Source organism: Flavonifractor sp. AGMB03687, assembly GCF_017811815.1.
In the GTDB taxonomy this organism is placed as follows: domain Bacteria; phylum Bacillota; class Clostridia; order Oscillospirales; family Oscillospiraceae; genus Flavonifractor.
Window position 1 is genome coordinate 12,219 of sequence record NZ_JADKZI010000012.1, and the last position, 21,590, is coordinate 33,808.

The following is a 21,590-nucleotide window of genomic DNA, read 5'->3' on the forward strand; positions in this document are numbered from 1 at the left end:
AAAGGGCTGCTGTACGACGGCTTTTTTTCTTTTGCCGTCGTGCGGCAGCTATCTCAACATATTTTGTCTGAAAGAAGTCGTTACGCTTTAATGTTTCCTTTCTTCCTTATAAGAACTGTCCCTGTCATAGTAGCTGCAAGACTGGCTACTATATGACTAACCAGTACCGCAACCCAAATCCCGTTTAGGCCAAATCCCAAATAAGATAGCAAATAGGCCAAAGGTATCCGAACCACAATATAATAGAAAATCATCAAGAACATACTTTTTGACGGCTTTCCCATGCCGTTAAGCGCACCCAAATAGCAGTTTGTGACTGTGTTCAGAACATACCCGATGCTGACAATCAGAAAATATGTACCGACAATAACCGCAACATCGCTGCTTCTGACGAACAGACCGGAAAGCTGTTTTGAAAATCCAACTACCAGAACAGAGAGGATCACAAGCAGGCCACACCCATATCCCAAAGCGCATTTCAAATAGTCTTTCGCTCGATCATATCGCGTTCCACCAGCGCATTGGCCGATGATGGTGGTTAAAACCATGTTCAGAGCCATAGCCGGATAGAACAGGATGGTTTCCAGTTTTCCCGTTACCCCATAAGCCGCGATTGCCGTTACACTATATGTACTGACGAGTGCTGTAAGGGAAGTTGTGCTGATTGCTGGAATGCTTTGCTGAATTACAGAGGGAATTGCTTTTTGAATCAGCAGCAGAGCATCATTGCTATTAAAAGCAGAGATTTTGAATGTAAATAACTTTTTCTTTTTCAGATAGATCAGCATAAACAGCAGGCAAATCATCTGTGAAAGCAATGTCGCAATCGCTGCACCATGAAACCCGATAAAATGAATAAAAATGGGATCGAGAATTGCGTTCAAAATGGTTGATACCAGCATTGCAACAGCCTGAAACATGGAATTACCAAAGCTGCGCAAAACCGCAGTGAAATACAAGTAGAGGTAAACTGCCAGATAGCCAAGGATATAAATTGCCAAATAGCTGTATGCCATATCATAAGTTTCGACAGGAGTGTTCAAGGCTTTTAACATTCCCGGAAGAAAAATTTCAAGCAAAATGGTGACAAGTAGAGAAAATGTCACTGCTACGCAGAACGATGTGGCTATCAAACTTTCGGCCTTTTTCTTATCCTTTGCACCAATGGCTTGGGAGATCAAAATAGACACACCGTTTGTTGCTCCCATTGCAACAGAAGTCAAAATTAAAATGATGGGGGTAGAATTTGTTAAAGCGGCATAGGCCGTTTTACCGAGCAGATTTCCGATCCACAGACTGTCTACAAGGTTATACATCATATTAAGGAACATGGCAGCAATCATCGGCAGCGCCATTGCCATAAGGCAGCGCTTTGTGTTGCCACCTATAAAATCAATTTTCGTTGGCATAAAAAGTCTATCCTTTCCGTAGATAATGAATGAACAACATTCATATAAAAACTCAAAATAAGCACCGCTGCTCGCGGCACACTATACTGAATGAAGATTATTCATTTTCTGCTCTTTGAAAATCCCCCGTCCCAAAACGGGGGATCATCTCAAAGGTGAAGTGCAAATATGAGAAATTCACGAATCCGTTTGGATTTATCTTCTTGCGTAAGATCCTCTGCCAGCAGAATACCAAGCTGACCATATACACAAAATGTCGCAGCGGCCTGCAAATCATCAAACTGAATTTCGCCTTTTTGTTTGGCGCGTTGCAGCAGTTTTTCTACAAGCGGCACCAACTTCTCGCATACCTTGAGGGCGAGCTGATCGTGAAATTTTCTGTTCTCCGTTCCATGAAAAACAGAATAATATTTTGTGTCCTGCTTTTCCATAGTGGTAGGCATTTCTTCAATGATCTGACGCAAGGTTTTGCGGTCGTCTTTTTCGGCATCCGCGAATTGCTCTACTAACACATCGGCATATTGTGCAATCGCACAGTCAAATAAAGCCTCTTTGGACGGAAAATAGCGATAGCACAAACCTTGTGCCACGCCGATTGCTTTTGCTATATCTGCAATCGAGGTTTTTTCATAGCCGTTTTCCCCAAACAATTTGAGGGCAGTGTCTAAGATTTCCTGTTTCCGTACTTCCGGCTCTTTTGTAACTCGCATAGTTTTGAGCCTCCTTTTTTTTATCATATCACCCCCACACGAAAAAATCAATGAGTGAATATCAATCATTTTGCGCCCATAGCAATATACGCAGTATTTCCAATCTGCTCCCACGATACATTACGAAAATATTCTGAAAGCATAGAAACAATTTCTGCTTCGGAGTAAATCTTAACATCGCCCTCTTTGCTGTGACGCATATAGAAATTCATAATGATGCGCCCTACAAGTGGCTGCCAGCAATCGCCCATCAGGAATGTGCCGCCGGGTTTCAATACCCGGTGTACTTCTCTTAGGACATTCATCGGAGCCGGATAATGATGAAACGAATCGTTGCAATACACGACATCAAAGGTATTGTCCGGGAAAGGGAGTGCCTCACTATCTCCCAACAACAGTTTCACTTGCTCCGGTAGCTTTGACTTTGCAACATGAAGCATTTTTTCTGACAAGTCAATTCCGTATAATTTTTTGCCAACATCTTCTTGTAAAATAAGCTTTAACATCTCGCCAGTTCCGCACCCTAAATCAAGGGCAGATTGGAATGGAATGCGCGACAGCTTTTCCAACAGGACAGGGTAAAGGGAGCGGGCGTGCTGGCCCTTAATATCTGTGTCATAGGTAGCAGCTTGTTGGTTAAAAGCAGCCTTTGAGTTTTCTTTTACAGCATTCATGGCATTGACCTCCTTTCCATCTATCAGTATAACACCATTTTTTGAGATGTCAATGAATGTTATTCATTCAATCGTGCAAATGATATAAAAATACCGTAGTGTAGCTTAGATTTTGATGCTTGACGGTTTGCAGCTAGAGCTTAACATAAGAAGAAAACGGAGTTGCTTGTAATAATCATGGGGCGCAGACTGTAAATCTGCGCCCCATTTCACATTTTACTGGTAGTTCTTATCGTAATAGTGAACATAGACGTTGTAATCCCGAAACCGGGTGATCAAACGAACCCAGATATACAGGTGATCGGTCTCGGAATAAAGGTTGAATTCCGTTGCCTCGTTGGTAGGCTGTGCATAGCGGCAGAACCGCCGCATGGTTTCCAGCGTCTTGAAGGCCGGCAGTTTGAACAGGGCACTCTGAAACTCGTCAATTTCTTTTGCCAGCTCTGGAGCCGGTTTTTGCCCACGCTCATCATGCCAGGTCGTCCACCATCGGCACCCGTCATAATCGGAGCGGGAGTAAGCCACCTCGCTGACAGGTCGCTTGGTGGCCTGCATGGGGGAAGTATAGGTGTGCTGGAACACTTGATCAAAGCCGCAGGTGGTCTTCAGATAGCAGTCACGACTTTTTTGGGGCCTCAACAGCCGCCCCTGCTTAATCGCGTCCCATTCTTCAAGAGGCAAGGGAATATGCGCTGCATCTCGGAGAGCTTCGTCCATCCCGCAGGCCTCACAGATCTGGACATCCACATAGCGGCTAAGGGCGTTTACCATCAAATGCGGAGCCAACGGGGCGCCACACCGCAGACATCTGGGCGGATCTGCGGCGTCACCGTCCGCATAAAGTTTTTTGTCTTTGCGCCAGGCTGCTTCCAACAGCCCCTTGGGGTAGAGCAGCAGTTTCATTGTCAAGTCCTCCTTTTTTGAGATTTCTTTTTCTTTCCTGCCTGCTGGCGGATTTCTGCAGTTTCTTTGAAAGTCTGGATAAGGGGATTTTCGTGTCTTGTATCACTCTGGCGCCGCCGATCTTCTGACCAAGGCGGGTATACAGGAAGTTCCCCTTGATAAAACGAAAGCAGGTTGGTGGCCATATCTTCTTTGCGGCGGTGAATATAGCGTTGCACAGTTTGGGTCTCGCAGTTAATAATTGTGGTCCGCAACATAATTCCGCGCTGCTCAAAAATATACCGCAAGCAGTGAGCCGGATCTTCGGCTTCAATCCATAATGGGAGCGTATCATCAGAGCCTTGGAGTTTTCGCCATCCGCTGTAATCCGTGTAGTGGAAGTGAGGAACATGATTTGCGAGCCGGCGAAGTGCCAAATACAAGCGTTCATATTGGCGGCCAAGTTCTCCTTTCAATCGCCTGGAATAGTAGGTATAGCCGTCTGGGTCAAGCTTTTTAAGCTTCTTGCTATTAAAGAGATATTCCACATTATCCACTCCGTTTTCAGAGCGAATTTGGCCTGTTGGTTCTCCTAGTCCGTTGCGCTTAATCCATGCATAAAACCGTTTGCCGGTGGTCTTTGTGTTGACAAAACCACAGTCCTTCGGCCGCAGACCACCCAGATTTGTGGTGAGAGTGTCCCAGAATATCAACTGCCCGAAATTCTCTTGATAAAGTTTGATAGCAAGGTTGCCTTCCGAGTAGGTGGCAACTTTAATGGTTATGGCATATTCCGTTCCTTTCATGTTGAATGGTATTGGCTGCATTGATTTCCTCCAAGCAAAACCGGTGGGCTGCAAAAAGCAACCCACCGGTCGTTGTGTTGTAAGACTGACTCCAAAGTGCAGGATAGGGGAGAGGCAGTCTCGTCGTCATTGTTGTTTATGCGCTTTTTCCGCTTTGCTGTGAAGCAAGGTAGGAAGCGTACCCATCCGGATCAAGCTCTTGCAGCCGGTCCGCTCGGAAACGGTATTCCGGGTACTCGCAGAACCCACTGCGCTGTAGGACGCCAGTTGGAATTGCCAGCCCATTACGGATGAGCCAAACAGGAAAATCGGGGTCTCCGTTGGTGTCAATGAATGCACAGTCTTTCTGACGCTTGCCATCCAAATTGACGGTCAAAGACGCCCAAGGTTCGGGATATCCGTCCTCCCAGGCTACCATTTGAATTGCAAGATTGCCGCCTACATAAGAGGTAACTGTGAGCTGGATCTGGTGGGTAGAGCCGTACTTCTCATAGGGGAGAAGAGCGGTGGCGTGGTTGGTTTCCACAGATGCGGGATGGCTGTCTTCGTTGCAGCTATCAGGCATTAGTCCCAATTCCCAGCAGATTGTGAGAATGTCTGCCCGGTCTACCCGATAGACAGTTCGTTTTGCATATTTGGGGCGGAAGAGCAATTCGCCGCTTTCAAGGAAAAATCGCCCCTCCTTCCCACCGTAGATATGGCGCCGCCCATCCAGAAGATACTGCATCTTTTGGGCGTCTCTTTCAATTTTTTTGGTGTCATACCAGGTGGAATACTGTACCGCCACATGCAGGTTCGGATGGCTTTTAAATTCCGTATCCAGAAATTCCAGCAGCCGCTCACAAAGCACCCTGCGCTGAGAAACTGTCTGCCGTTCATTGAAGGTCAGCGTAAAATAAGAATAATCTCTGCCAGAGAGTCCACAGCCGTGTGCAGTATTGCTGAAATCGTTGCACCAGAAATAGACTTCCCAACCATCGCTGAGGTAGGGGGCCGGCTCCTCTTCTGTGTAGCCGTAGCAAATGAAATTATGAGCAATGGCAGCCATGATCGGAGCCATAACCGCGTTTCTGTGTTCGGCGGCCTGCCGGAGCTGAACGGTATCCCTGATTCCGGCCGCATGAGCCATTCTGTTTTCTTCCTGCTGCGCTTCCGTATATAAGAACTGCAGGCGCAGAGAATAGATGTCCTCCATTGCATATCCTTTGGCGATCCACTTTGCGTTGGATGGTTTCACATAAGATGTATCATGGTATATGATCATAAAACTGTCCCTCCATAAAAGTGCCCAGCAGATTGCAAGAAAACAATCTGCCGGGCTTTTGACACTTACTCTGAATGAACCAGAAGGGTCTTTTTCTCATAGTCAAAGAGTCAACATTGATGTGCCGTCTTTGTCTTCCCATTTGACGATTTGCCCCTGCTGCTCTTTCAACCGGGCAATATGTTCTTTCCACTCTTTGCGAGCTTTCTCTGCGCGCAGCAGTTCGGCAGTCTGCTGTTCTGGTGTGAGAGCAGAGAAGGCAAACTCACGCTGATCGGACTCCAAATCATAGATGACCCGCCTTGCGATGGACAATGCCAGCTCAGATACGGTGGGGGCGTGTTCCTCAAGAGCCTGCCGGCCGCGGTGGAACAGGTCCATATACGCATGGTACTGTGCTTCGGTGATCAACTCCCAGCCGTAAGCATCCTGGATCTCATTTTCACTGTGGTACTCCATAGCGGCATCGAAATCAGCCTGCCGTGCGGCATTTTCCTTATCTATGCGGCGCTGAAACTTGGTACAAACTCGCTCCAATTCTTTGATCAGAAGAGCACAGGCGTCCGATTCCAACAGATAGCCATGGGCCTCGCTGTTCAGATATTTCTGCTTTTTTGTCATGCGGCTGCCTCGACAGGGCCAGGAACCTCATAGATGACCTCAACGGGAAGCAACGCACCGCAGGAAGTATCCTCCATAGTCTGCCATTCTCCGTTTCGCCAAACCTGTGCGGTAGCGTCGTTATAGACCTCCGGCGCCAGATGATGGTCGCTCATGCATTCTTTGGACACATAAATGCACATATGCTGCAGGTAAAAAACATGGAGGACCTGAAGAATTTCCTCTCTCAGCTGTTTCGCCAAAGCAGCGATCTCATTCATGTCCTGCCGCTCAAAAGCAGCCTCGGAAATCCGCTTCAGACATTGGGAGTCTTTTTCCGCTTCGTTGGCATAGCTCGTTGCCTCATCTCCATACTTTTGTTTGATGCGAATACCCCCGAGAGACACATGGCGGGTGTACGCCGTAGCGGCTTTGCAGATGCTTTCCTTCAACTCCTGATAGGGTTTCTTATACTTGGTTTTCAGCACATCCATAGGCACGACCTCCAGATTGCGGCGGAGTGTGTCCAGATGCTTTTCCAATTCTTCACGAAGAGCCTTTTCCATTTCGTCCATAAAAACATATCCCTCCATTCATTTATCAGTATCAGGCTGTCGGCTGATTTCCGTCAAAAGCGCCGCCGCTACTTCAGACACCGCTTCCCAATAGGCCTCCTGATAAGCAGAACTGCTTCTTAACTGTGCAAGAAGGCGCCGGGGAAAATCCGGAGAGGCCAGCAATCTTTCACGCTGGGATACAGTAAGCTCCTGAAATTCCTCCCAGTCTTCAACTTGCTCTCTAAAGTCCTCGCGCATATTTTGCGCCTGCCAGAGACCAGCCACATTTTCCATAAAGCAGGGGGCCATCGGCAACGAAAAACTTTTCAGCTCAATGGAAAAGTGGTTTTCACAATACTCACCGTCCAGATAGCATTCATAGCTATTTTGCGTCTCTTCCTCCACAAACTGACTCTTTTGGCGCCAACTATCAATGCTGCCGCCGTCCTGTTCCTCCCGGAGATCATCATGGAACTGCCTCTGGGCATCGATCAGACTGGTGAATGGGATCTCATAAGAGCCATATTCTCCGTCGCTGGCCCAGTGGGAAGCCACAATATAAAGTGTCGCTTGGGGATAATCCTGTTTCGGAGCCGGCAAAGGAATCAACATTTCCGGTGACATGATAACAAAATCAAGTCCCAGATCCTCCACACTCTTTGGCTCATGGTAGAGTTCAGAAAAAGTCCGTTCCAGAGCTTTGCGGTCAGCGGAGAGAACAGGCAGGTCAAACCTGCAGTAAATATCCGGCGTGTCGTTTTCAGTTTCTTTGTCGGTTCCGGTGCGGATCTCGAAGATGGTTCCAAAGAGTCCTTCGTATTCGCTCTGATCGTTGGCAAAGACCCGTGCACCGATTTTGAAGCAGATGCCTTCGTGCCAGAGTTCTTCGTTTTCATTTTGGTAGATCGTAGGTCATACCTCCTTCTTTAGAGGGTAGGGGGTATATCCTTGCCCCTGGATTGATTTTGGCTATCCACGCCGGAAGTGGCGGCACCGTTCCTGAACATAAAAATGGGCGGCACCATAGGCGCGGTACGCCTGCATTTTAGAGGACTGCTTGACGGAACCCCTGCCGGGTAGGTTCAGCCGATTCTCAGGCGGTTTACACTTAAAGTTCGTCATCTTCTTCCCAAGGGGAATCTGCATCATTTGTATCAGCCTCCTTCTTTGTCATATGCTCCATGTGCTCCACGCTGGTGTGCTCTGAATCGAAAGGATAAGTACCAGGGACAGATCCTCGCTCCAAAATCGTGAAGCTGTTCCAACGCCCACAGTGTGGGCAAGAAATCTGGCCGCTGCAAGCGCGGTCAATTTGTTCTTGGGTGACTGTGCCGGCTTCGGGGCAGCACGCCATGCGAACAAAAACGATGTCGGCAGTGTTCAGTATTTCTGGCCGATATTTTGCGTTAAAGGGGATAAAACCGATCCATTGAGGATTGTCGAAGATCCGGGAAGCATGAAGCTGGAGCGCCTCCTTCCGCATTTCAGACACAGATGCTGAGACATAGTTGTGCTCATTGCACCATTGGATAAGCGCATTCAGCAGCGGAACCTCATTTTCCCGCTCGATGACAGCCTCCACCAGCTTGCACCAGTCACATTCTTCGATCTCACCTAATTTGGTTTTGACAGCCCGCCAAGGAGTATATTTTTTATCTCGGCCAGCACCGGTGCTGTTACAGCGGAACACTCCATATTGCCAGCGGATATCCTCGAATGTAGCTTCAGAGAGGGTTTTCCCACCGGGCAGTCTATAGTTCTCATACTTCATGGATGTGGTTCCTCAGCTGTTGGATTCATAGATGACGGTAACTCTCCGCTTAAAACCAGGGGAAGTGCCGCACTCCATATCCTGAGAGGAATTGGTTGGCGGTCTATTTCCCGCAACGCTTCATCCATCCAGCACTTTTCACAGATATAAACATGAGCGTATCGGCTCAGCGGGTTCAGAAAAAAGTAATTGCCGGTATATAACTCATTGTGGCCGCACCTTGGGCAGAGAATCTGTTGTTCCGATTTCTGAAGGGGTAAAAGCCGCTCAAGAAACACTTTGATTTTATCTTCGCAAATATTCATGCCGTATTCTCCTTGATTGAGGCATTGGTTCTATTCACACCAGCTTGGCCGACGACGATATAAAGTCAAGCCATGGATAGGGAGGTTCTCTTTGTCATTGGTTACTCGGATAAATCCCTTTTTGTAGGCCACGACCTGGACTTCCTCATTTGTTTCGAGACAGAACACTCGTTGGCCGTTCATTTTTCTGAGTTCCTGCAGAGTGAGAGGAAACTCGTCATCATGCGTGCCTTCAGGCAGCGGAAGACCAGCCAATAGCATCTGAAAGGCAGTCTGAAAACCGGATTCAAACGCTTGTTCAGTAACGGCGCCGTGTTGCTCACCAACAGCGATCTGATAGGCCTCGAACGCTTTTATGGCTGACGGGGATTTCTGCAGGATGTTTCGCAGGGCTGCTTCGGCAGCGGAAACCGACTTGTCCATTTTTTCCTGCTCACTGCTCTGCGTTTTGAACACGCTCGGCTCATAGTCACCGTAGTAGAGGTCGTGCAGAAAACTGGATGTAGGAGCTGCACTCTGCGGCGAACCTGCCTCAAGATGTGCAAGTCCGTCAGCAATTCGTTCCATCGCCTTGATAAGATTGGGCAGCTGGGCCTCAAAAAAGCGGTGACCGTATATCGTTTCGTGGAAATTCAAAGGTTGGCACCTCCTGTCAATGAAAGAACCACCGACGGTACAAAAGATGCGGTGGTTACTGATTGAGACCTCTGATAAGGTCATAGACCATCCATAATAGATACTGAAAATCAGCCAAAACAGTCGTGCTGCATAGCCTTATTGCAGGCCAGAGAGAGGCCTGTCATCAACTGCGGCATAGCCTCCATATACTGGGGTGTAATACCCAAAGCATCCAATGCTTCCTGCACATCGCCGGTGTAACTATACTCGTGATTCTCCAATTCCTGGAGGAACATATCAAATATAAAGCCTTTCCCCGTTTTATCCGAGGAAATGGCATCTTCCAGTTCTTTGCGATGTCGGGCGAGCATTTCATCCAGCTTGGCAGCATCGCTTTTGCGGCAGTAGCCGCCACCGAAAATACTGCACATCTGGCAGGTGTCCGAAAGAGAGAGGCCCAGTGTGCGCATCCCTTCGGCAAACTGTTGTTTGTTGAACGCAAAGAACATAGGGAATGCGTTGATTTCCGCCTGTTGGCGGTTACGCATCTCCTGATATTGATTGGTACTCATGCAACGCTCCTTTCCTCTGCTGTGCTTACGGCCAGTGGTGTCACACGCCATTCTTCCGGGTGACGCTGGTTTCGGCAGATCTTTTGCAAAATTTCATGCTTGCCGCAGACGGCATATTGCATCCATTGATGGCATGGTTGACCGTTGCCGTTCTGTGAAGAGAGATGCTCCAGCACATAAATCACGGGTGCCACCTCACTCTGAAGGAGCCAATTTGCGAAGCTCGTTCAGCAAGCTGCGGTTGTTCTGCTCGTACTGAGGCAGGAATGGCTGATCCAGCTCAAAATGATAGTAGTGATAGAACAATATCTTGAATACAGCTGCTTGGCGCATTTCTTCCGGCATACGGTGCATCAGCCGGCCAATCTCTGGGATGACCAGATATTGTTGCTTCAAAAATTCCTTGTCCTCTTTGGGAAAGTTGTGGTACAGCCAGTCTTTTACCAATACCTTTCCGCCGTTGAAGTGATGCTGCTGATTATCATCAAAGCACAGGCAGTATTCAAAATCCCGTCCACGCTCACCAGGCCCCACCGAGAACGGGTAAAGGCGGCAGGTTCGAGGGCGGGCAGCATAGATGCTGCACTGGTTTTCGCGCAGAAAAATACAAGTGGCATCTGCGCCGACCGTTTTGAGTACATAAATGGGATAACCTTCATCGGTAAGCGGCATGGGTTCGCAGTATCGGAGCAGCACATCGTCCGTGCTGCTGATACCGCAATGCTGGTTACGCAGGTGTTTAGCCATCCGATAGGCATCCAGGCTCTCAACCATCACGCAATTTTCAATATGACGGCAGCAATGACCGCAGCAACTGCAGTGATATGAAACGAACTCCTTTGCTCGTACCGACACGGCAAGGGTTTTGGATTGCTCTTCCATCGTATTCCTCCATAAAAAAGGCCGCGGCAGACAAAGACGCCTGCCACGGCCGGGACTTATGGGGCGTGGCCCCTTACTTGTTGAATTCTACGCGCACGCGGCCAGGGCCGTATAAGCCGGGAAGACGGCCGCCATCGGGAAAGGGTCCATCGAGAGGTAGTAGTCGGAATTGAGCGTCTCAAAATGGATCATATCCGCCGACTGCTCGTGGATCGCCACGACGGCCGAGGTGCGGTAGGTGGTGCCGTTGGCACGCAGAAAAGCGCAGTTACCCAGAACCAGCGGGCATAAAAGCGTTCCGTGCATCACGATGGATTTCTTCGATTTCGTCATAGTGTTCAACCTCCATTCAGTCGAATTTTACTTGATCTGGTGGCGCGTTTGCCTTATTCGTAGCACATCTCCAAAACCACCAGACGAACCTCTTCCAAAACCTCTTTAATACGCTTCATGGGGATTTTTTCACGACTGGCGATCTCCCGGATGCCATAACCACTGCTTTTCATACGAATAATCTTCATCTGTTGCTGAGAAACACGGCCCGCCAAATCATGAAGCAACAGGCGCATTTCAAGATCCAACATTAGATTATCCTGTGTCGGCATCATTTCTTCCGGCGAAAGACTGTCGGGATGGGGCCCCACATGAATACTGACAATTTCGGCGTTGCGTTTTTGACGAAATTGTCCCTTAAAGTGATTTGATAAGCTACGAGACATGTATTTCCAGGCAATCGTAGCAAAAGAGTAATCCTGCAGCTGTTCTCTCAAAAAAAAGTCCTGCACTGCTTTAAGATAGCCAAAAATGATTACATCATAGAATTCATCTTCAGCCAAACGGTTATCATTCAGAAATTTATAAACCAGGCCGTGATGTTCGGCGGCAAACTCTTGCTGTTCCTTTGTTAACGGTACTTCACACAACATATATATTTCCTCCAGTCTAAAACAAAAAAAGGGATACCCCCGGCGTGAGCCAGAGGTATCCCTTGATGACATGTCATGCGGTTATGCCCGCAGAAAATCCATTATGCCGGCAGCTTTTCGTAGTCGCCGTTGATCGCCCCGACCGCATAGCTCCCATCAGGATTTGCGGCTTCGGTGGCGGATGCGGGGATCTCATACTCGCAGTCGTTGGTGCGCTGCTCTTCGTTGATCAGGGCCCGCTGGATGTTGATGAGTTTGATTTGCTCCTTGAAGCCATTGGCATAGGCACGGATCTGACTCAACTCCTCGCCCTGGAAGTCGCGCACGAGACGGAAGGTGGCAACGCTGTAGTCGTTGCTGCCGTTGTTTTCCTTCTTCAGCGAGATCTGCACCAGGCTGCCGTAGGTGGCACGCCGCCGGTAGACAAAGGCTCTGTTCAGGAACTCTTTGAACGGCTTGATGCTGGTGGGCGGGAGCGAGATCAGCAGAGGCATATACTCGCCGCTGCGCAGCAGGTAGATGTCCCGCATATTCTTGCACGCCTTGCCCCGTCCGCCGTCTCGGGCCGAGCCATACTCGTTCATCGGGCAAGTGGCGCAGGCGCCGCCAGGTTCACCAATTCCCGTCTTGCCGTCCACAGAGGAGCAGAGAGGCTTGGTGTCCTCGTCATACTCACTGCCTTCCGGCCAGAGGGTGCAGGCGGCGTGATTATAGAGAATCACGCCCTCCAGCGTCCGGGCATAGTCCGGATTGTCCGGGTCCTCGGTGGGGATCTCGAACTGCAGCTGGCCGCCGGCGGGAATCTTCACCCGCTGGAAACTCATCATCTGCAGACCGTCGGCATCCTCCGCGATCTCCTCGCTGCTGAAGTCGCCATCTACCATGGCGGGAAGCAGGAAAGCGTTCTGCTCGGGAATGTTCATCATGGAAGTGTTCTGTTCGTACATAGTTCGTTCCTCCTTAGAATTGACTGGTTGGCAGCCACTCAGGCGGCCATCTGATTGATACGGCTCCACTGCCTTGCCGGCATGGAAAGAATGTTGTAGCCGATGCCCTCCAGAGCGGTGGCTCTGTCATAGTCCTCGACATCCTGGCTGTGGCGGGTCACTGCGTTGGACAAGCCATACAGCGTCAGATCGTTTCCTTCAATCAGCCGCTGCAGCACACCGGAGCTTTCTTCTTCCGTGATATGAAAGTCTCTGCTGACCAGCTTGACGACACCAGGAACATCCGCGGTATTCATCCGGGCGTCTTTGGCATCTTTCATCAGGTTGACCACCTGAGTGAAACGCACCTCATCCACCACGGCCCGTACCGTATCCTGAATCTTCATGGCAAACGCCTTATCGTCGGCTTCCAGCGTCTTATCGGAGTACAGCTGATAGTTCTCCGTGGCCTCGTTGACGCGGCCAACATGATTGCGGCGCGTCTGGGCATCGTTGACCACCATGCCATTGCTGCACACCAGACGGTAGACCAGCGGCTGGATATTCACCGAGCCAAGGCCCACCTCGCTGTTGCTGATGATGATGCCTGACTGGACGATATCGCCGGGAGAGACCTCTGCTTGCAGCAGGGTGTTCACCACCTTGATATACATACGGCTTTCGGTGAGCTGGCAGCTTTCAAAGTGCATTCCTTCCATATCCTGCAGGACAGGAAGAACGATGCCGGCAATATCCAGATTGTCGATACGCCGATAGCGGTTACTAAGGAATGCCCGGGCGGTGCCGCCAATAGTGCGGACTAAGCGCACAGCGGGTTCACGCTCGAACCAGGCGTTCACATTTTCCGAAAGCAGCTGGGGATGCTGTGTCAGCATCTTGTCGTAGTAGGCCGCCGGGATCTTCAGATGGGTGCCGATCTGCCTGTGGGCGATGGCATTGATCTCCAGCGGCTCCACAGCCATCTCGCCAGACGGGGTATAGGCATTGAGATATAAGTCCGAGCCAAAAGGCTCCAGACGGAGGCTTCGGGTATCCATCACATAATCGGCCTTCAGTTCGGCCTGACGCTGGATCTCCTTTGCCATCTCAACAAGGCTTATCCCGGATTTCATTGTGTTTCACTCCCTTCTTTGTATGATGGTGCTTACCAGGAGACCTGAATGCCCTGCGCCGTTGTTTCGGCAGAAAGACCATTGCTCTCAAATACTTCCACCAGACGGGGCCAGTAGACCTTCGCCGGAAAGTTGGAGAGGTGTTCCTGCGGCACCAACTCCTCACCCTGCTGAATGCAGATGTCACCGTTTTCACGCAGAGTGAGCTTACTGTGACCACGGGAGTTCAGATCTGCCACCAGTGCCTCCAAAACCGTGCGTCCGCTGTTTTCATACCAGATGCGCGGATCAATGGGCTGCTTGTTGGGCGGAATATTGGCCGGGTCGTCAGCCCCTGCTTCAGTCTTGGACAGAGGTACGATCCGGAGCAGGTCACAGCGGATAGCTGCGTCCTTGCCGAAGGTGATGTCCGCATGGTCAAAATCATCCACGTTGTAAAGGCGGATGCGTCCGGTACCATTGGTGCGGATCAGCTCGGTCGGCTTAGGTTCGCACCACTCAAAGCAGGCGTTTGCATACGAGGAGCGCAGGTAGGTCAGGATGCGGTGATTTGCGTAGCGGAGCAGCAGATCATCTGAAATCGGTTCTTCCAGTTCCGGGACCTGAAATGTGCTCCGGCCAACGCCCTCGGCATGAAGCTGCCGTTCCCGCTGCTGGCGCTGCCGGCGGCGTTTGGCCTGCTGCATATAGGGGAGCAGGAGGATCAGTACGACCCAAAGCCCCCAGAGGGTGAATACCCCAATCAGCAGCCAAGCCTGCCATGGTCCGCGCACCAGAGCCATGATGGCGATAACAGCACCGATCAGAATGGTGATGCTGCCGCTCAAAAGTCCTTTGTCGTTACTCATTTTTGTTGCCGTCCTTCCTTTAGATTTTGCCTGAAAACAAAAAAAGAGGGACCGCACCAAGTTTTTCAGTCCATTCTGAAAACTTGATACGGTCCCTCTGAGGTGCCGGTACTTATCCCGGCAGGGGTTCGCGGTTACCGTCCATCACCTCTGCGGGTGCAGGAACAGTCTCCGCTTGGTCGGAGCCATTCTGATCACTTTCCGGCTTTGCTCTGGAGGTTTGTCCGGGAAGGTAGCCAAAGTCAGTCAGCCATACTTTCAGCTTCTTGACCGTGCTTCCGTCCTTTTGGCGGACATCCACCAGTTTTTGCGATCCGGTGAGCCAGATCATGCTGCCCTTTCTAACCTTGAGCTTCATGAGCCTGGCAACAGCGTCGCCACGGGCCCATACCTGATAAAAGTCCGGCTGGTTACCGCCGTTTCGCTCCATAAGGTCAAAGCAGACATACGGTTGTTTTGTCTGGCCTTCTTTGGGAACAAGATCATGCATGACTCGGCCAAATACATGGATCTGTGCCATAACACTTCCTTTCTTCGCCTTTGGCGTTACTATCTATATATAAAAAGTGCCAGCAGCAATCCGGCCACAAAATGGGCGCGGAGATACCACTGACACTTGCATACAAACTTAACAGCGTGTGCAATGCGGGCTTTTGGCCTGCGGTACAGAACATCGGTCTGTATCCCATACGGGAAGCGCACAAAAATCAATTACAAGGTAAGTGTAACACTATATCTTGCGTCTGTCAAGTGATATAATTCTATATATAGATATTTTCGCGCGGCGACTTACAACATATGGTTCATGTAACGATAGTAGTCATCCAGCAGGTAAAACTTCAATCTTCTGGCATAAGTTTTGCCATAGTGAATTGTCAGACCGTAGATGTTTCCGGTACCATCCACTCCAAGGGGACCCAGCCAGCAGTAGTTTTTGCCCTCGTCAAAGAACCAGAGCTGAATGTCCTGGTATTCTTCCTCGGTTACAAGGCCGGAGGCGGCCAGTCGGCAGCAATCTTCTTCCTGGAGCATTGGGCGGGAAAGAAAGCGGCGATAGAGTTCGTCCGACAGGCACAGGGCCTGCTGGTAGGTCAAAGGATTCGAATGACTTAACCACCAGCGTGTGACATCTTCAAAGGAATGCAGCTTCGGCTTTGGATTAAGCGCACGGAAAGTTTGGAGAAAGGCCTGCACATCTTCCGGTTTTGCCGGCGGCGGGATCGGGATTTCTTGTACTTTATTATCAAAAAATCCAAAAGCAATCTGTTCGCCGGTCTTATCTTCCAGAAGAAGAGAAGTTCGGGAAAGCGGAGATACCAGAAAATGTTCCATGGCAAAATTGGCATCCAGGAATTGCTGGATTTTGTATTGCTCAATGGTGTGTGGCTTATACATTGGCGAAACCTCCTTTTTGATGTTCCGCTTATTAAATAGGGAAGTATTTTCACTTTTCTGCAATGCAGATTAAATTTGAAAAGGCAAGCAAAAACTGCGGCACCATAACGGTTTGGACGGCACCGCAGCTTTTCCCTATTTCGTGGGTTCTTGTTCAAGGTTTTCATCCGCAGAGGAAGTCGTTTCAAGCTCTTCATACCCCAGAAAACTATTGGTAGAAAGGGCTGCGTCCAGGTAGTCATTTCCAACTGCGGGACGGCTCCCCGTCTGGAAATAGAATCGGTAGTGGGAGCCAATCCGAAACCTGGAAGCTTTGCTCAAAAGCAGGGTGGTTTCTGCACCTTGGGCATCTACTAACTGTACCTTGCGATAACGATGCAATGCGGGGGTAGTGACACCGGTACAAACTCCTTCGACTACCTCATACCGGCCACGAGCGGCGGTGCTCCACAGGCTTCCGCTCAGCACCAGCGAAGCGATGAAAATAATTCCGCCCAATGCCAGAAGGATGTGATCTGTGGTTGCGGTAAAAATTACGAGACTGACAGCGAGGCTGGCAAGTCCGGCCAAAGCAGTCAGTAGAATCTTACGCCGCAGCACAAAGGGGAATTGATCCCATTGTTTTTTCATGTGCTGATCCTTTCAAAAATGATTTGCTGGCGCAGATACAGGTTGGCCACGGCCAGCGTGACAGCCTGACTGCTCCGGCTGTTCTTCATCATGCTGGCGATATTCTGGCAGGTGGTCTCGCTGTCACCGTACACCTTTTCCATCAGGACCCGTTCACTGGGGAGAGAGAAGACATCCTGCTCCACACATTTGATGATTTCGGCGGTGGAAAGAAGCGCCTGATGGGCCAGCCTCATTACACGGGATTCATAATCAGTCCGGCGGTCTTTATGGAATAGCTTCATAGCCTGCTTCATCGTTATCCGCCGGCTGAGTACCAGTTTGGCAGCGGACACGCCGCGTACAAATGCGGAGCCATTGGTGGGGATGACCCCAAGAGAGCTGAGCAGGTCGTACAATGCATCGAATTCTGTTTCGCCGCATCCGGATACCAGAAGGCCGCGGATGAGCAAACGGTTGACGCAGGCATCCCAGGGACGGGCAACACATCCGCCCAGGGAGGAGGCCAGCTTGTCACACTGGCAGGAAATATCATCCCATTTGGAGATCCGCCAGTTCAGTGCAGTCCACACGACCATTTCCTGAATATCCACCATGTATCGCTCCCCACCCAGCACAATGACCGGGCAGGAATGTCCGCACCCGTTGGCCTCCCGCTCCAGACGGCCGACCGCAGTATACAGCTTTTTTAATTCCATAGCTTCAAAACCTCCTTTTAAATATCCTTTACTGCTGTATGACCGCGGTTTTCAACAGACTTAAAGCAGACTTGCCAAAAAGCGGGGATCACAGCGCAGCTTGGCCGCAGAGCGAGAGATCCAGGCGCCTACATGGGAAGGAGGCACATGATAGATTTCCGCAATATCTGTGACCCGCATCCCTTGTAGTTTAAGAGCAAGAGCCTCAATACCGAGTCTGGCTACACCGTCATATTCCTGTTTGCTGGCCTCCAGGAGCGACAGCGTTTCTACCAGGGACATACGAGCATCAAAATCATCGGCCTGCGGTTCCAACGCCTCACCGTCTGCCGCCAGCTCGCCATGCTCGCCAATGATAAGACGGCTGAAATGGCTCCGGTGATTGCATACCTTTCTACAGTAGGATAAGAGACCGTTTTTTACGACTGTTTTGGCGTAGGTGGAAAACTGTGCCCGCCCATCATCCTTATAAGTGGCTGCAGCTTTGCAGAGCCAGAGGCATCCCTCTTGAAACAAATCACTGTACTCCAGGCCGCAAATGGTAGGATTGACATGGATATAATCGCAAATCACCCAATGTACCACAGGCAGATTCTGTGCAACGAGTTCCTGTTGTGCTTTCGTTAGGCTATTCATATTTTCGCCCCCATCAGGCTGCCGCCTTCATGTCGGCGGGAGGGCCAGACGCCTGTTTGCACAGACGAATCACTTCATCGCACATCCAATCAGAAAATTGTCCGATATGAGCCTGGTGCTCGTTTAAACCCAATTTGGCCTGTAGCCAGATATAGACCTCCCATTTTTCCATATTCCGGCTCTGTTGCAGCTGACGAAGTGCCTGGTGCGCCAGAATCCGTTTGTGTCGCAGATCACCATTGGCCAAGACTCCCATGGGCAGGTGCGTTCGATCGTGGGCGCTCACATATGCATCACAGGCAGGCCAGCGATCACAGAGATAGAGAAATTTTCCCTGAGAACGCCGATTGTGCCCATATACAACACTAGCGGGGCGAAGCGAAGCGTTGGCGTGACAATATGGGCATTTAATTTTTTTTGACTTCATCATAAAAATCATCACCTCCAAAAACGCGCCGATGGCGGCGCAATGACGTCTTTTTGGGTATAAATTAGGGAGCGCTGCCACAGGACCACGCAGAGCAAAGCTGATGAAGCGTGCAGTCAGATGGGTCCGGCGTGTGCCATTCAATGTACTTTGAAAAAGCAGATTCAAAAGAACGGCGCGGCAGGACGGCGCTGCACTCGGCGGGATCAACTTGCTCGCTGGTCAGCTGATGAACCGATTCGGCAGACAGCAGCATGACCTGCCCGCATTCATCCACGGTAAACAGAAAACCAGAGCATGGTTTTTTTCGCTCATGTGGGCAGACCTCACAATCACAGGGGATAAAAATGGCGTTGTGCCAGTTCCCACCGACGGCACGTAGAAAGGAATAAAATTTGCAGGGTGTACTCATCCTGTACCTCCGTTATCCTACATTTGAAAAAATAAAAGCGGGGGCCGGTTGTGTATATCCACAAACCGACCCCCGCATATTGGCACTTAGGCGAACAGGCCCTCGATCTCCTTGGTAATCCGGGGGATGACCGTATCGTTGAAGATGAGGGTCAGAGCCGCCAGGAGCAGCGCACCGAGGACGACAGCGATGATGATCTTCACAGCGTCAGAGATATAAAAATCGCCGCGCTGGTTGGAGAGCGCCGTGCGGGCGCGAAGGACGAGGCAGTTGGCTTTGTTGCAGATGCAGCTGGTAAACTTCTTCATGAAAATACCTCCTGAGAGTGTGATTATTGAATGGTTGGGTGCAGCCTGTCAGGGGCGACGGATCGGCTTGAGCAGGCCGTTTTTGTTGGAACGGGGCTTGTCAGGATATACCTTGGGCTTCTGATGCAGAAGCTGGTGGAACCGGCGGCGAATCCGATTTTCGCCGTCAGGCGGAATAAACTTTTTCTTCGCCATGGAATTCTCCTGTTCAGACGATAAATCAAGGCCGGCCTGCTGACAGGCCGGTCTTGTGGCAAGGTTGATAGCAGCCGGTACGCCGGCTGCTATGGGAACCCGCTGACATACACGGTATCACCTCCTATATGGGTTGGTTCCCGAGCGGGGGAGTTGGTATATAAAGCTCAGACTTGAAGTGTGAGCGGGAACCTGTCAGCCGAAGAAAGCCCCGAGAGAAGCAAGCACCTCCGTACAGAGGACAACCAGATAGATGATCATAATACAGATCAGCATCATCATGGAATAACGCTGGATCTTCTTGGGCCGTTTGGCAGCTTCTTTTTTCAGGTTGTTCTGTTCAATCTGCCGCATATCAAAGCAGATCATCTTGAAGTACATCCGCTGGTCGTCACCGCGTAGTACGCCAATCAGGCCTCGGATCACATCAGACAACATGGGGCTGCCGATGCGGGTCTCAAAGTGAATCAGAGCGTTTTCATAATTGCCGGTTTTCATGTCAGCAATCGTCTGATCCAGCTCCGCACCGAAATCCTTACCTGCAACGCGACGATAGGAGGTGAGGATCTTCAGTACATCACGGTCATTCTCCAGATTCTGCCCAATGGTCAAAGCAAATCGGGGTATCTCACTTTCAATGAGTTTGCGGCGCTTTTTAACATAATCGAAGACGCTGTAATAGGTCGAAAACCACAGCGCCACCGCCAAACCAATCAGGATCGGAACGGCCAGCGGCATAAGCGGCGCCATGAGCAAAGCGCAGAGACCAACGGCGCCCGCCCGGACCCATGCCCGGGCGGTATAGACTTCCGGTGACAGTTCCAAGCCGACAATGTCCAGTGCCCGCTGAAGCTTATTGCGCTTGAGCTTATCCAGTTTCAGATAAGGAGCGAGCAGCCCGGCGATCTTGGTAGTGTAAACATCCAGCAGCTTTTCTGCTTTGATGCCCTGCTGCTTACGGGCCAGCATCATCATCCGGGAGGTCTTCTTAGTGGGAATGTCCACGAAGGCGCAAGACAGGTTATAGGTGGCGAAACCAAAACAGATGATCGCCAAAAGAGCCAGAAGCGTCATGCGCCGTCACCTCCGTATTCAATGGGTTTGCTCAGCTTCATGATCTGGGTCAACGCAAACAGTATGATGGCTGCACAGATCGCCAGAGCGATTTTGCCGGGAGTCGTAAAAATGAGGGTATGGAACCAGTCTTTGTTCAGGAAATAGAGCAGCGGCACATTGGCAATCACCAGGAACATCATTGTGATGGCTTCCCGGCGCGGCCCCTGCATCATGGCCTCCAGTTCAGACTGTACCACACGCACATCACTGAACTTTTGGGCAATGGTGGGCAGCGTGTTTTTCATGGAACGATCAGACTGGCACTGAATCAAGATGTTGCACCACTCGTGAAAGACCCGGTTGGGTATCTTCATCTTGAGGGAGTTGATGGCGCTTGTCAGATTGGCATTGATCAGCTCCGCCTCGTAGACGAAAGCTTCAAAATTGGCCTTTACTGGCTCGTTGATGTAGGGCAGGTTCTCTTTGACAGCCCGGATCAGATCCTCGGTGCGCAGATAAGAGGTGGTGATGATGGAGATGGCAGTCTCCAGTTCCTCATTGAGATGCTTCTTGTAGCTGGCGGCAGTGCTTCGCAGGTACCAAATGGGGGCAAGGGAAAATCCAATGCCCAGAATCGGCACCATATACACATTATTGATGAGTAGCGCCAGTACGGCACCCACCGCAAATAGGATAAGCGACAGCCGTTTGACGGCCTCATAACGGTCAGACCGGCCGGTGCCTTTCAGGATCTGCTTCAGCTCATAATCCTGATTGAAGAATCCCTTGGCAGGTGTGCCCATCAGAACATTGAGTTCATCAGACAATGTGGCCGCTTTGCGCTGGGAGCGGAAGAGAGCGTCAATGAAATCGCCCGGACGCACACCGAACAAAGCCAGGAGGCCCGCGCTGATAAGCGAAAAACATATGATATAGATCCACTGCAATGC

Annotated in this window: 31 protein-coding genes; all 31 read right to left on the minus strand. The window is 50.3% G+C overall.

Features of this window, described 5'->3' with window-relative positions; all coding sequences use genetic code 11:
- Positions 1 to 80: 80 nt before the first annotated feature.
- The 31 genes from J9789_RS16245 to J9789_RS16395 all read right to left on the minus strand — a co-directional run bounded on the left by J9789_RS16245 (position 81) and on the right by J9789_RS16395 (position 21,587).
- On the minus strand, positions 81 to 1,409 hold the full coding sequence (locus J9789_RS16245) for an MATE family efflux transporter (RefSeq protein ID WP_209346701.1): 1,329 nt from the start codon (positions 1,407 to 1,409) through the stop codon (positions 81 to 83).
- A gap of 149 nt (positions 1,410 to 1,558) precedes the next feature.
- A complete protein-coding gene (locus J9789_RS16250) occupies positions 1,559 to 2,119 on the minus strand; it encodes a TetR/AcrR family transcriptional regulator (RefSeq protein ID WP_209346702.1) in 561 nt (186 codons plus the stop codon).
- Positions 2,120 to 2,184: 65 nt separating this feature from the next.
- The gene (locus J9789_RS16255; RefSeq protein ID WP_209346703.1) at positions 2,185 to 2,793 is read right to left on the minus strand and encodes a class I SAM-dependent methyltransferase; all 609 of its coding nucleotides are present in this window, start codon (positions 2,791 to 2,793) and stop codon (positions 2,185 to 2,187) included.
- A 216-nt stretch (positions 2,794 to 3,009) separates the two neighbouring features.
- The gene (locus tag J9789_RS16260; protein ID WP_209346704.1) at positions 3,010 to 3,696 is read right to left on the minus strand and encodes a hypothetical protein; all 687 of its coding nucleotides are present in this window, start codon (positions 3,694 to 3,696) and stop codon (positions 3,010 to 3,012) included.
- 2 nt (positions 3,697 to 3,698) lie between these two features.
- Positions 3,699 to 4,502 (minus strand): DUF4313 domain-containing protein, encoded by an 804-nt coding sequence (locus tag J9789_RS16265; protein WP_209346705.1) that lies wholly within the window; start codon positions 4,500 to 4,502, stop codon positions 3,699 to 3,701.
- 115 nt (positions 4,503 to 4,617) lie between these two features.
- On the minus strand, positions 4,618 to 5,745 hold the full coding sequence (locus tag J9789_RS16270; protein WP_209346706.1) for a DUF4313 domain-containing protein: 1,128 nt from the start codon (positions 5,743 to 5,745) through the stop codon (positions 4,618 to 4,620).
- Positions 5,746 to 5,847: 102 nt separating this feature from the next.
- Positions 5,848 to 6,366: a hypothetical protein gene (locus J9789_RS16275; RefSeq protein WP_007712869.1), complete on the minus strand. Its 519-nt coding sequence runs from the start codon at positions 6,364 to 6,366 to the stop codon at positions 5,848 to 5,850.
- Complete coding sequence (locus J9789_RS16280; RefSeq protein ID WP_245185342.1) at positions 6,363 to 6,920, minus strand: decarboxylase; 558 nt, start codon at positions 6,918 to 6,920, stop codon at positions 6,363 to 6,365. The genes J9789_RS16275 and J9789_RS16280 overlap by 4 nt, the downstream gene beginning before the upstream one ends.
- An 18-nt stretch (positions 6,921 to 6,938) precedes the next feature.
- Positions 6,939 to 7,556, minus strand: a complete 618-nt coding sequence (locus J9789_RS16285) for a hypothetical protein (RefSeq protein ID WP_245185343.1) — start codon at positions 7,554 to 7,556, stop codon at positions 6,939 to 6,941.
- 454 nt (positions 7,557 to 8,010) lie between these two features.
- Positions 8,011 to 8,673: a hypothetical protein gene (locus J9789_RS16290; protein ID WP_130868815.1), complete on the minus strand. Its 663-nt coding sequence runs from the start codon at positions 8,671 to 8,673 to the stop codon at positions 8,011 to 8,013.
- Entirely contained in the window at positions 8,670 to 8,978 is a 309-nt protein-coding gene (locus J9789_RS16295; RefSeq protein WP_209346708.1) for a hypothetical protein, read from the minus strand. The genes J9789_RS16290 and J9789_RS16295 overlap by 4 nt, the downstream gene beginning before the upstream one ends.
- A 30-nt stretch (positions 8,979 to 9,008) precedes the next feature.
- Positions 9,009 to 9,614 (minus strand): DUF6809 family protein, encoded by a 606-nt coding sequence (locus J9789_RS16300; RefSeq protein WP_245185344.1) that lies wholly within the window; start codon positions 9,612 to 9,614, stop codon positions 9,009 to 9,011.
- Positions 9,615 to 9,724: 110 nt separating this feature from the next.
- A complete protein-coding gene (locus tag J9789_RS16305) occupies positions 9,725 to 10,168 on the minus strand; it encodes a hypothetical protein (RefSeq protein WP_186906134.1) in 444 nt (147 codons plus the stop codon).
- A complete protein-coding gene (locus J9789_RS16310; protein WP_130868811.1) occupies positions 10,165 to 10,353 on the minus strand; it encodes a hypothetical protein in 189 nt (62 codons plus the stop codon). Before J9789_RS16310 ends, J9789_RS16305 begins: the two co-directional genes overlap by 4 nt.
- A gap of 10 nt (positions 10,354 to 10,363) precedes the next feature.
- Positions 10,364 to 11,050, minus strand: a complete 687-nt coding sequence (locus tag J9789_RS16315; protein ID WP_087259520.1) for a YkgJ family cysteine cluster protein — start codon at positions 11,048 to 11,050, stop codon at positions 10,364 to 10,366.
- 87 nt (positions 11,051 to 11,137) lie between these two features.
- Positions 11,138 to 11,383, minus strand: coding sequence for a hypothetical protein (locus tag J9789_RS16320; RefSeq protein ID WP_209346710.1), 246 nt, complete (start codon positions 11,381 to 11,383; stop codon positions 11,138 to 11,140).
- Between the two features lie 53 nt (positions 11,384 to 11,436).
- Positions 11,437 to 11,976 carry an ECF-type sigma factor gene (locus tag J9789_RS16325; protein ID WP_209346711.1) on the minus strand — a complete coding sequence of 180 codons (540 nt, stop codon included), beginning with the start codon at positions 11,974 to 11,976 and terminating at the stop codon, positions 11,437 to 11,439.
- A 101-nt stretch (positions 11,977 to 12,077) separates the two neighbouring features.
- Positions 12,078 to 12,923: a hypothetical protein gene (locus tag J9789_RS16330; RefSeq protein WP_209346712.1), complete on the minus strand. Its 846-nt coding sequence runs from the start codon at positions 12,921 to 12,923 to the stop codon at positions 12,078 to 12,080.
- A gap of 38 nt (positions 12,924 to 12,961) precedes the next feature.
- Positions 12,962 to 14,035 (minus strand): DUF932 domain-containing protein, encoded by a 1,074-nt coding sequence (locus tag J9789_RS16335; RefSeq protein ID WP_209346713.1) that lies wholly within the window; start codon positions 14,033 to 14,035, stop codon positions 12,962 to 12,964.
- A 32-nt stretch (positions 14,036 to 14,067) separates the two neighbouring features.
- A complete protein-coding gene (locus J9789_RS16340) occupies positions 14,068 to 14,883 on the minus strand; it encodes a hypothetical protein (RefSeq protein ID WP_209346714.1) in 816 nt (271 codons plus the stop codon).
- 112 nt (positions 14,884 to 14,995) lie between these two features.
- Entirely contained in the window at positions 14,996 to 15,403 is a 408-nt protein-coding gene (locus J9789_RS16345; RefSeq protein ID WP_209346715.1) for a single-stranded DNA-binding protein, read from the minus strand.
- Positions 15,404 to 15,672: 269 nt separating this feature from the next.
- Positions 15,673 to 16,278, minus strand: coding sequence for a hypothetical protein (locus J9789_RS16350; RefSeq protein ID WP_209346716.1), 606 nt, complete (start codon positions 16,276 to 16,278; stop codon positions 15,673 to 15,675).
- A 135-nt stretch (positions 16,279 to 16,413) separates the two neighbouring features.
- Positions 16,414 to 16,908 (minus strand): hypothetical protein, encoded by a 495-nt coding sequence (locus tag J9789_RS16355; protein WP_209346717.1) that lies wholly within the window; start codon positions 16,906 to 16,908, stop codon positions 16,414 to 16,416.
- A complete protein-coding gene (locus J9789_RS16360; protein ID WP_209346718.1) occupies positions 16,905 to 17,606 on the minus strand; it encodes a hypothetical protein in 702 nt (233 codons plus the stop codon). The genes J9789_RS16355 and J9789_RS16360 overlap by 4 nt, the downstream gene beginning before the upstream one ends.
- Before the next feature lie 60 nt (positions 17,607 to 17,666).
- Positions 17,667 to 18,242 carry a sigma-70 family RNA polymerase sigma factor gene (locus J9789_RS16365; protein WP_087259544.1) on the minus strand — a complete coding sequence of 192 codons (576 nt, stop codon included), beginning with the start codon at positions 18,240 to 18,242 and terminating at the stop codon, positions 17,667 to 17,669.
- A 13-nt stretch (positions 18,243 to 18,255) separates the two neighbouring features.
- Entirely contained in the window at positions 18,256 to 18,672 is a 417-nt protein-coding gene (locus tag J9789_RS16370; RefSeq protein ID WP_209346719.1) for a zinc-finger-containing protein, read from the minus strand.
- A gap of 61 nt (positions 18,673 to 18,733) precedes the next feature.
- Positions 18,734 to 19,081: a hypothetical protein gene (locus J9789_RS17215; protein WP_245185345.1), complete on the minus strand. Its 348-nt coding sequence runs from the start codon at positions 19,079 to 19,081 to the stop codon at positions 18,734 to 18,736.
- 86 nt (positions 19,082 to 19,167) lie between these two features.
- On the minus strand, positions 19,168 to 19,389 hold the full coding sequence (locus tag J9789_RS16380; RefSeq protein ID WP_130868802.1) for a DUF6133 family protein: 222 nt from the start codon (positions 19,387 to 19,389) through the stop codon (positions 19,168 to 19,170).
- A gap of 48 nt (positions 19,390 to 19,437) precedes the next feature.
- Positions 19,438 to 19,584: a hypothetical protein gene (locus tag J9789_RS16385; protein ID WP_209346720.1), complete on the minus strand. Its 147-nt coding sequence runs from the start codon at positions 19,582 to 19,584 to the stop codon at positions 19,438 to 19,440.
- A gap of 195 nt (positions 19,585 to 19,779) precedes the next feature.
- Positions 19,780 to 20,658, minus strand: a complete 879-nt coding sequence (locus J9789_RS16390) for a hypothetical protein (protein WP_209346721.1) — start codon at positions 20,656 to 20,658, stop codon at positions 19,780 to 19,782.
- The gene (locus tag J9789_RS16395) at positions 20,655 to 21,587 is read right to left on the minus strand and encodes a hypothetical protein (protein ID WP_087259510.1); all 933 of its coding nucleotides are present in this window, start codon (positions 21,585 to 21,587) and stop codon (positions 20,655 to 20,657) included. Before J9789_RS16395 ends, J9789_RS16390 begins: the two co-directional genes overlap by 4 nt.
- Positions 21,588 to 21,590: the final 3 nt, after the last annotated feature.

Excerpts from the sequence above, each read along its gene's own strand:
- J9789_RS16320 (WP_209346710.1), bottom strand. The coding sequence starts at position 11,383 with ATGACGAAATCGAAGAAATCCATCGTGATGCACGGAACGCTTTTATGC.
- J9789_RS16360 (WP_209346718.1), bottom strand. The coding sequence starts at position 17,606 with ATGGAATTAAAAAAGCTGTATACTGCGGTCGGCCGTCTGGAGCGGGAG.
- J9789_RS16335 (WP_209346713.1), bottom strand. The coding sequence starts at position 14,035 with ATGAAATCCGGGATAAGCCTTGTTGAGATGGCAAAGGAGATCCAGCGT.
- J9789_RS16250 (WP_209346702.1), bottom strand. The coding sequence starts at position 2,119 with ATGCGAGTTACAAAAGAGCCGGAAGTACGGAAACAGGAAATCTTAGAC.
- J9789_RS16275 (WP_007712869.1), bottom strand. The coding sequence starts at position 6,366 with ATGACAAAAAAGCAGAAATATCTGAACAGCGAGGCCCATGGCTATCTG.
- J9789_RS16325 (WP_209346711.1), bottom strand. The coding sequence starts at position 11,976 with ATGTTGTGTGAAGTACCGTTAACAAAGGAACAGCAAGAGTTTGCCGCC.
- J9789_RS16340 (WP_209346714.1), bottom strand. The coding sequence starts at position 14,883 with ATGAGTAACGACAAAGGACTTTTGAGCGGCAGCATCACCATTCTGATC.
- J9789_RS16265 (WP_209346705.1), bottom strand. The coding sequence starts at position 4,502 with ATGCAGCCAATACCATTCAACATGAAAGGAACGGAATATGCCATAACC.
- J9789_RS16380 (WP_130868802.1), bottom strand. The coding sequence starts at position 19,389 with ATGAAGAAGTTTACCAGCTGCATCTGCAACAAAGCCAACTGCCTCGTC.
- J9789_RS16255 (WP_209346703.1), bottom strand. The coding sequence starts at position 2,793 with ATGAATGCTGTAAAAGAAAACTCAAAGGCTGCTTTTAACCAACAAGCT.
- J9789_RS16370 (WP_209346719.1), bottom strand. The coding sequence starts at position 18,672 with ATGATGAAGTCAAAAAAAATTAAATGCCCATATTGTCACGCCAACGCT.
- J9789_RS16280 (WP_245185342.1), bottom strand. The coding sequence starts at position 6,920 with ATGGACGAAATGGAAAAGGCTCTTCGTGAAGAATTGGAAAAGCATCTG.
- J9789_RS16365 (WP_087259544.1), bottom strand. The coding sequence starts at position 18,242 with ATGAATAGCCTAACGAAAGCACAACAGGAACTCGTTGCACAGAATCTG.
- J9789_RS16330 (WP_209346712.1), bottom strand. The coding sequence starts at position 12,923 with ATGTACGAACAGAACACTTCCATGATGAACATTCCCGAGCAGAACGCT.
- J9789_RS16295 (WP_209346708.1), bottom strand. The coding sequence starts at position 8,978 with ATGAATATTTGCGAAGATAAAATCAAAGTGTTTCTTGAGCGGCTTTTA.
- J9789_RS16385 (WP_209346720.1), bottom strand. The coding sequence starts at position 19,584 with ATGGCGAAGAAAAAGTTTATTCCGCCTGACGGCGAAAATCGGATTCGC.
- J9789_RS17215 (WP_245185345.1), bottom strand. The coding sequence starts at position 19,081 with ATGAGTACACCCTGCAAATTTTATTCCTTTCTACGTGCCGTCGGTGGG.
- J9789_RS16355 (WP_209346717.1), bottom strand. The coding sequence starts at position 16,908 with ATGAAAAAACAATGGGATCAATTCCCCTTTGTGCTGCGGCGTAAGATT.
- J9789_RS16305 (WP_186906134.1), bottom strand. The coding sequence starts at position 10,168 with ATGAGTACCAATCAATATCAGGAGATGCGTAACCGCCAACAGGCGGAA.
- J9789_RS16290 (WP_130868815.1), bottom strand. The coding sequence starts at position 8,673 with ATGAAGTATGAGAACTATAGACTGCCCGGTGGGAAAACCCTCTCTGAA.
- J9789_RS16345 (WP_209346715.1), bottom strand. The coding sequence starts at position 15,403 with ATGGCACAGATCCATGTATTTGGCCGAGTCATGCATGATCTTGTTCCC.
- J9789_RS16350 (WP_209346716.1), bottom strand. The coding sequence starts at position 16,278 with ATGTATAAGCCACACACCATTGAGCAATACAAAATCCAGCAATTCCTG.
- J9789_RS16245 (WP_209346701.1), bottom strand. The coding sequence starts at position 1,409 with ATGCCAACGAAAATTGATTTTATAGGTGGCAACACAAAGCGCTGCCTT.
- J9789_RS16270 (WP_209346706.1), bottom strand. The coding sequence starts at position 5,745 with ATGATCATATACCATGATACATCTTATGTGAAACCATCCAACGCAAAG.
- J9789_RS16260 (WP_209346704.1), bottom strand. The coding sequence starts at position 3,696 with ATGAAACTGCTGCTCTACCCCAAGGGGCTGTTGGAAGCAGCCTGGCGC.
- J9789_RS16390 (WP_209346721.1), bottom strand. The coding sequence starts at position 20,658 with ATGACGCTTCTGGCTCTTTTGGCGATCATCTGTTTTGGTTTCGCCACC.
- J9789_RS16315 (WP_087259520.1), bottom strand. The coding sequence starts at position 11,050 with ATGGAAGAGCAATCCAAAACCCTTGCCGTGTCGGTACGAGCAAAGGAG.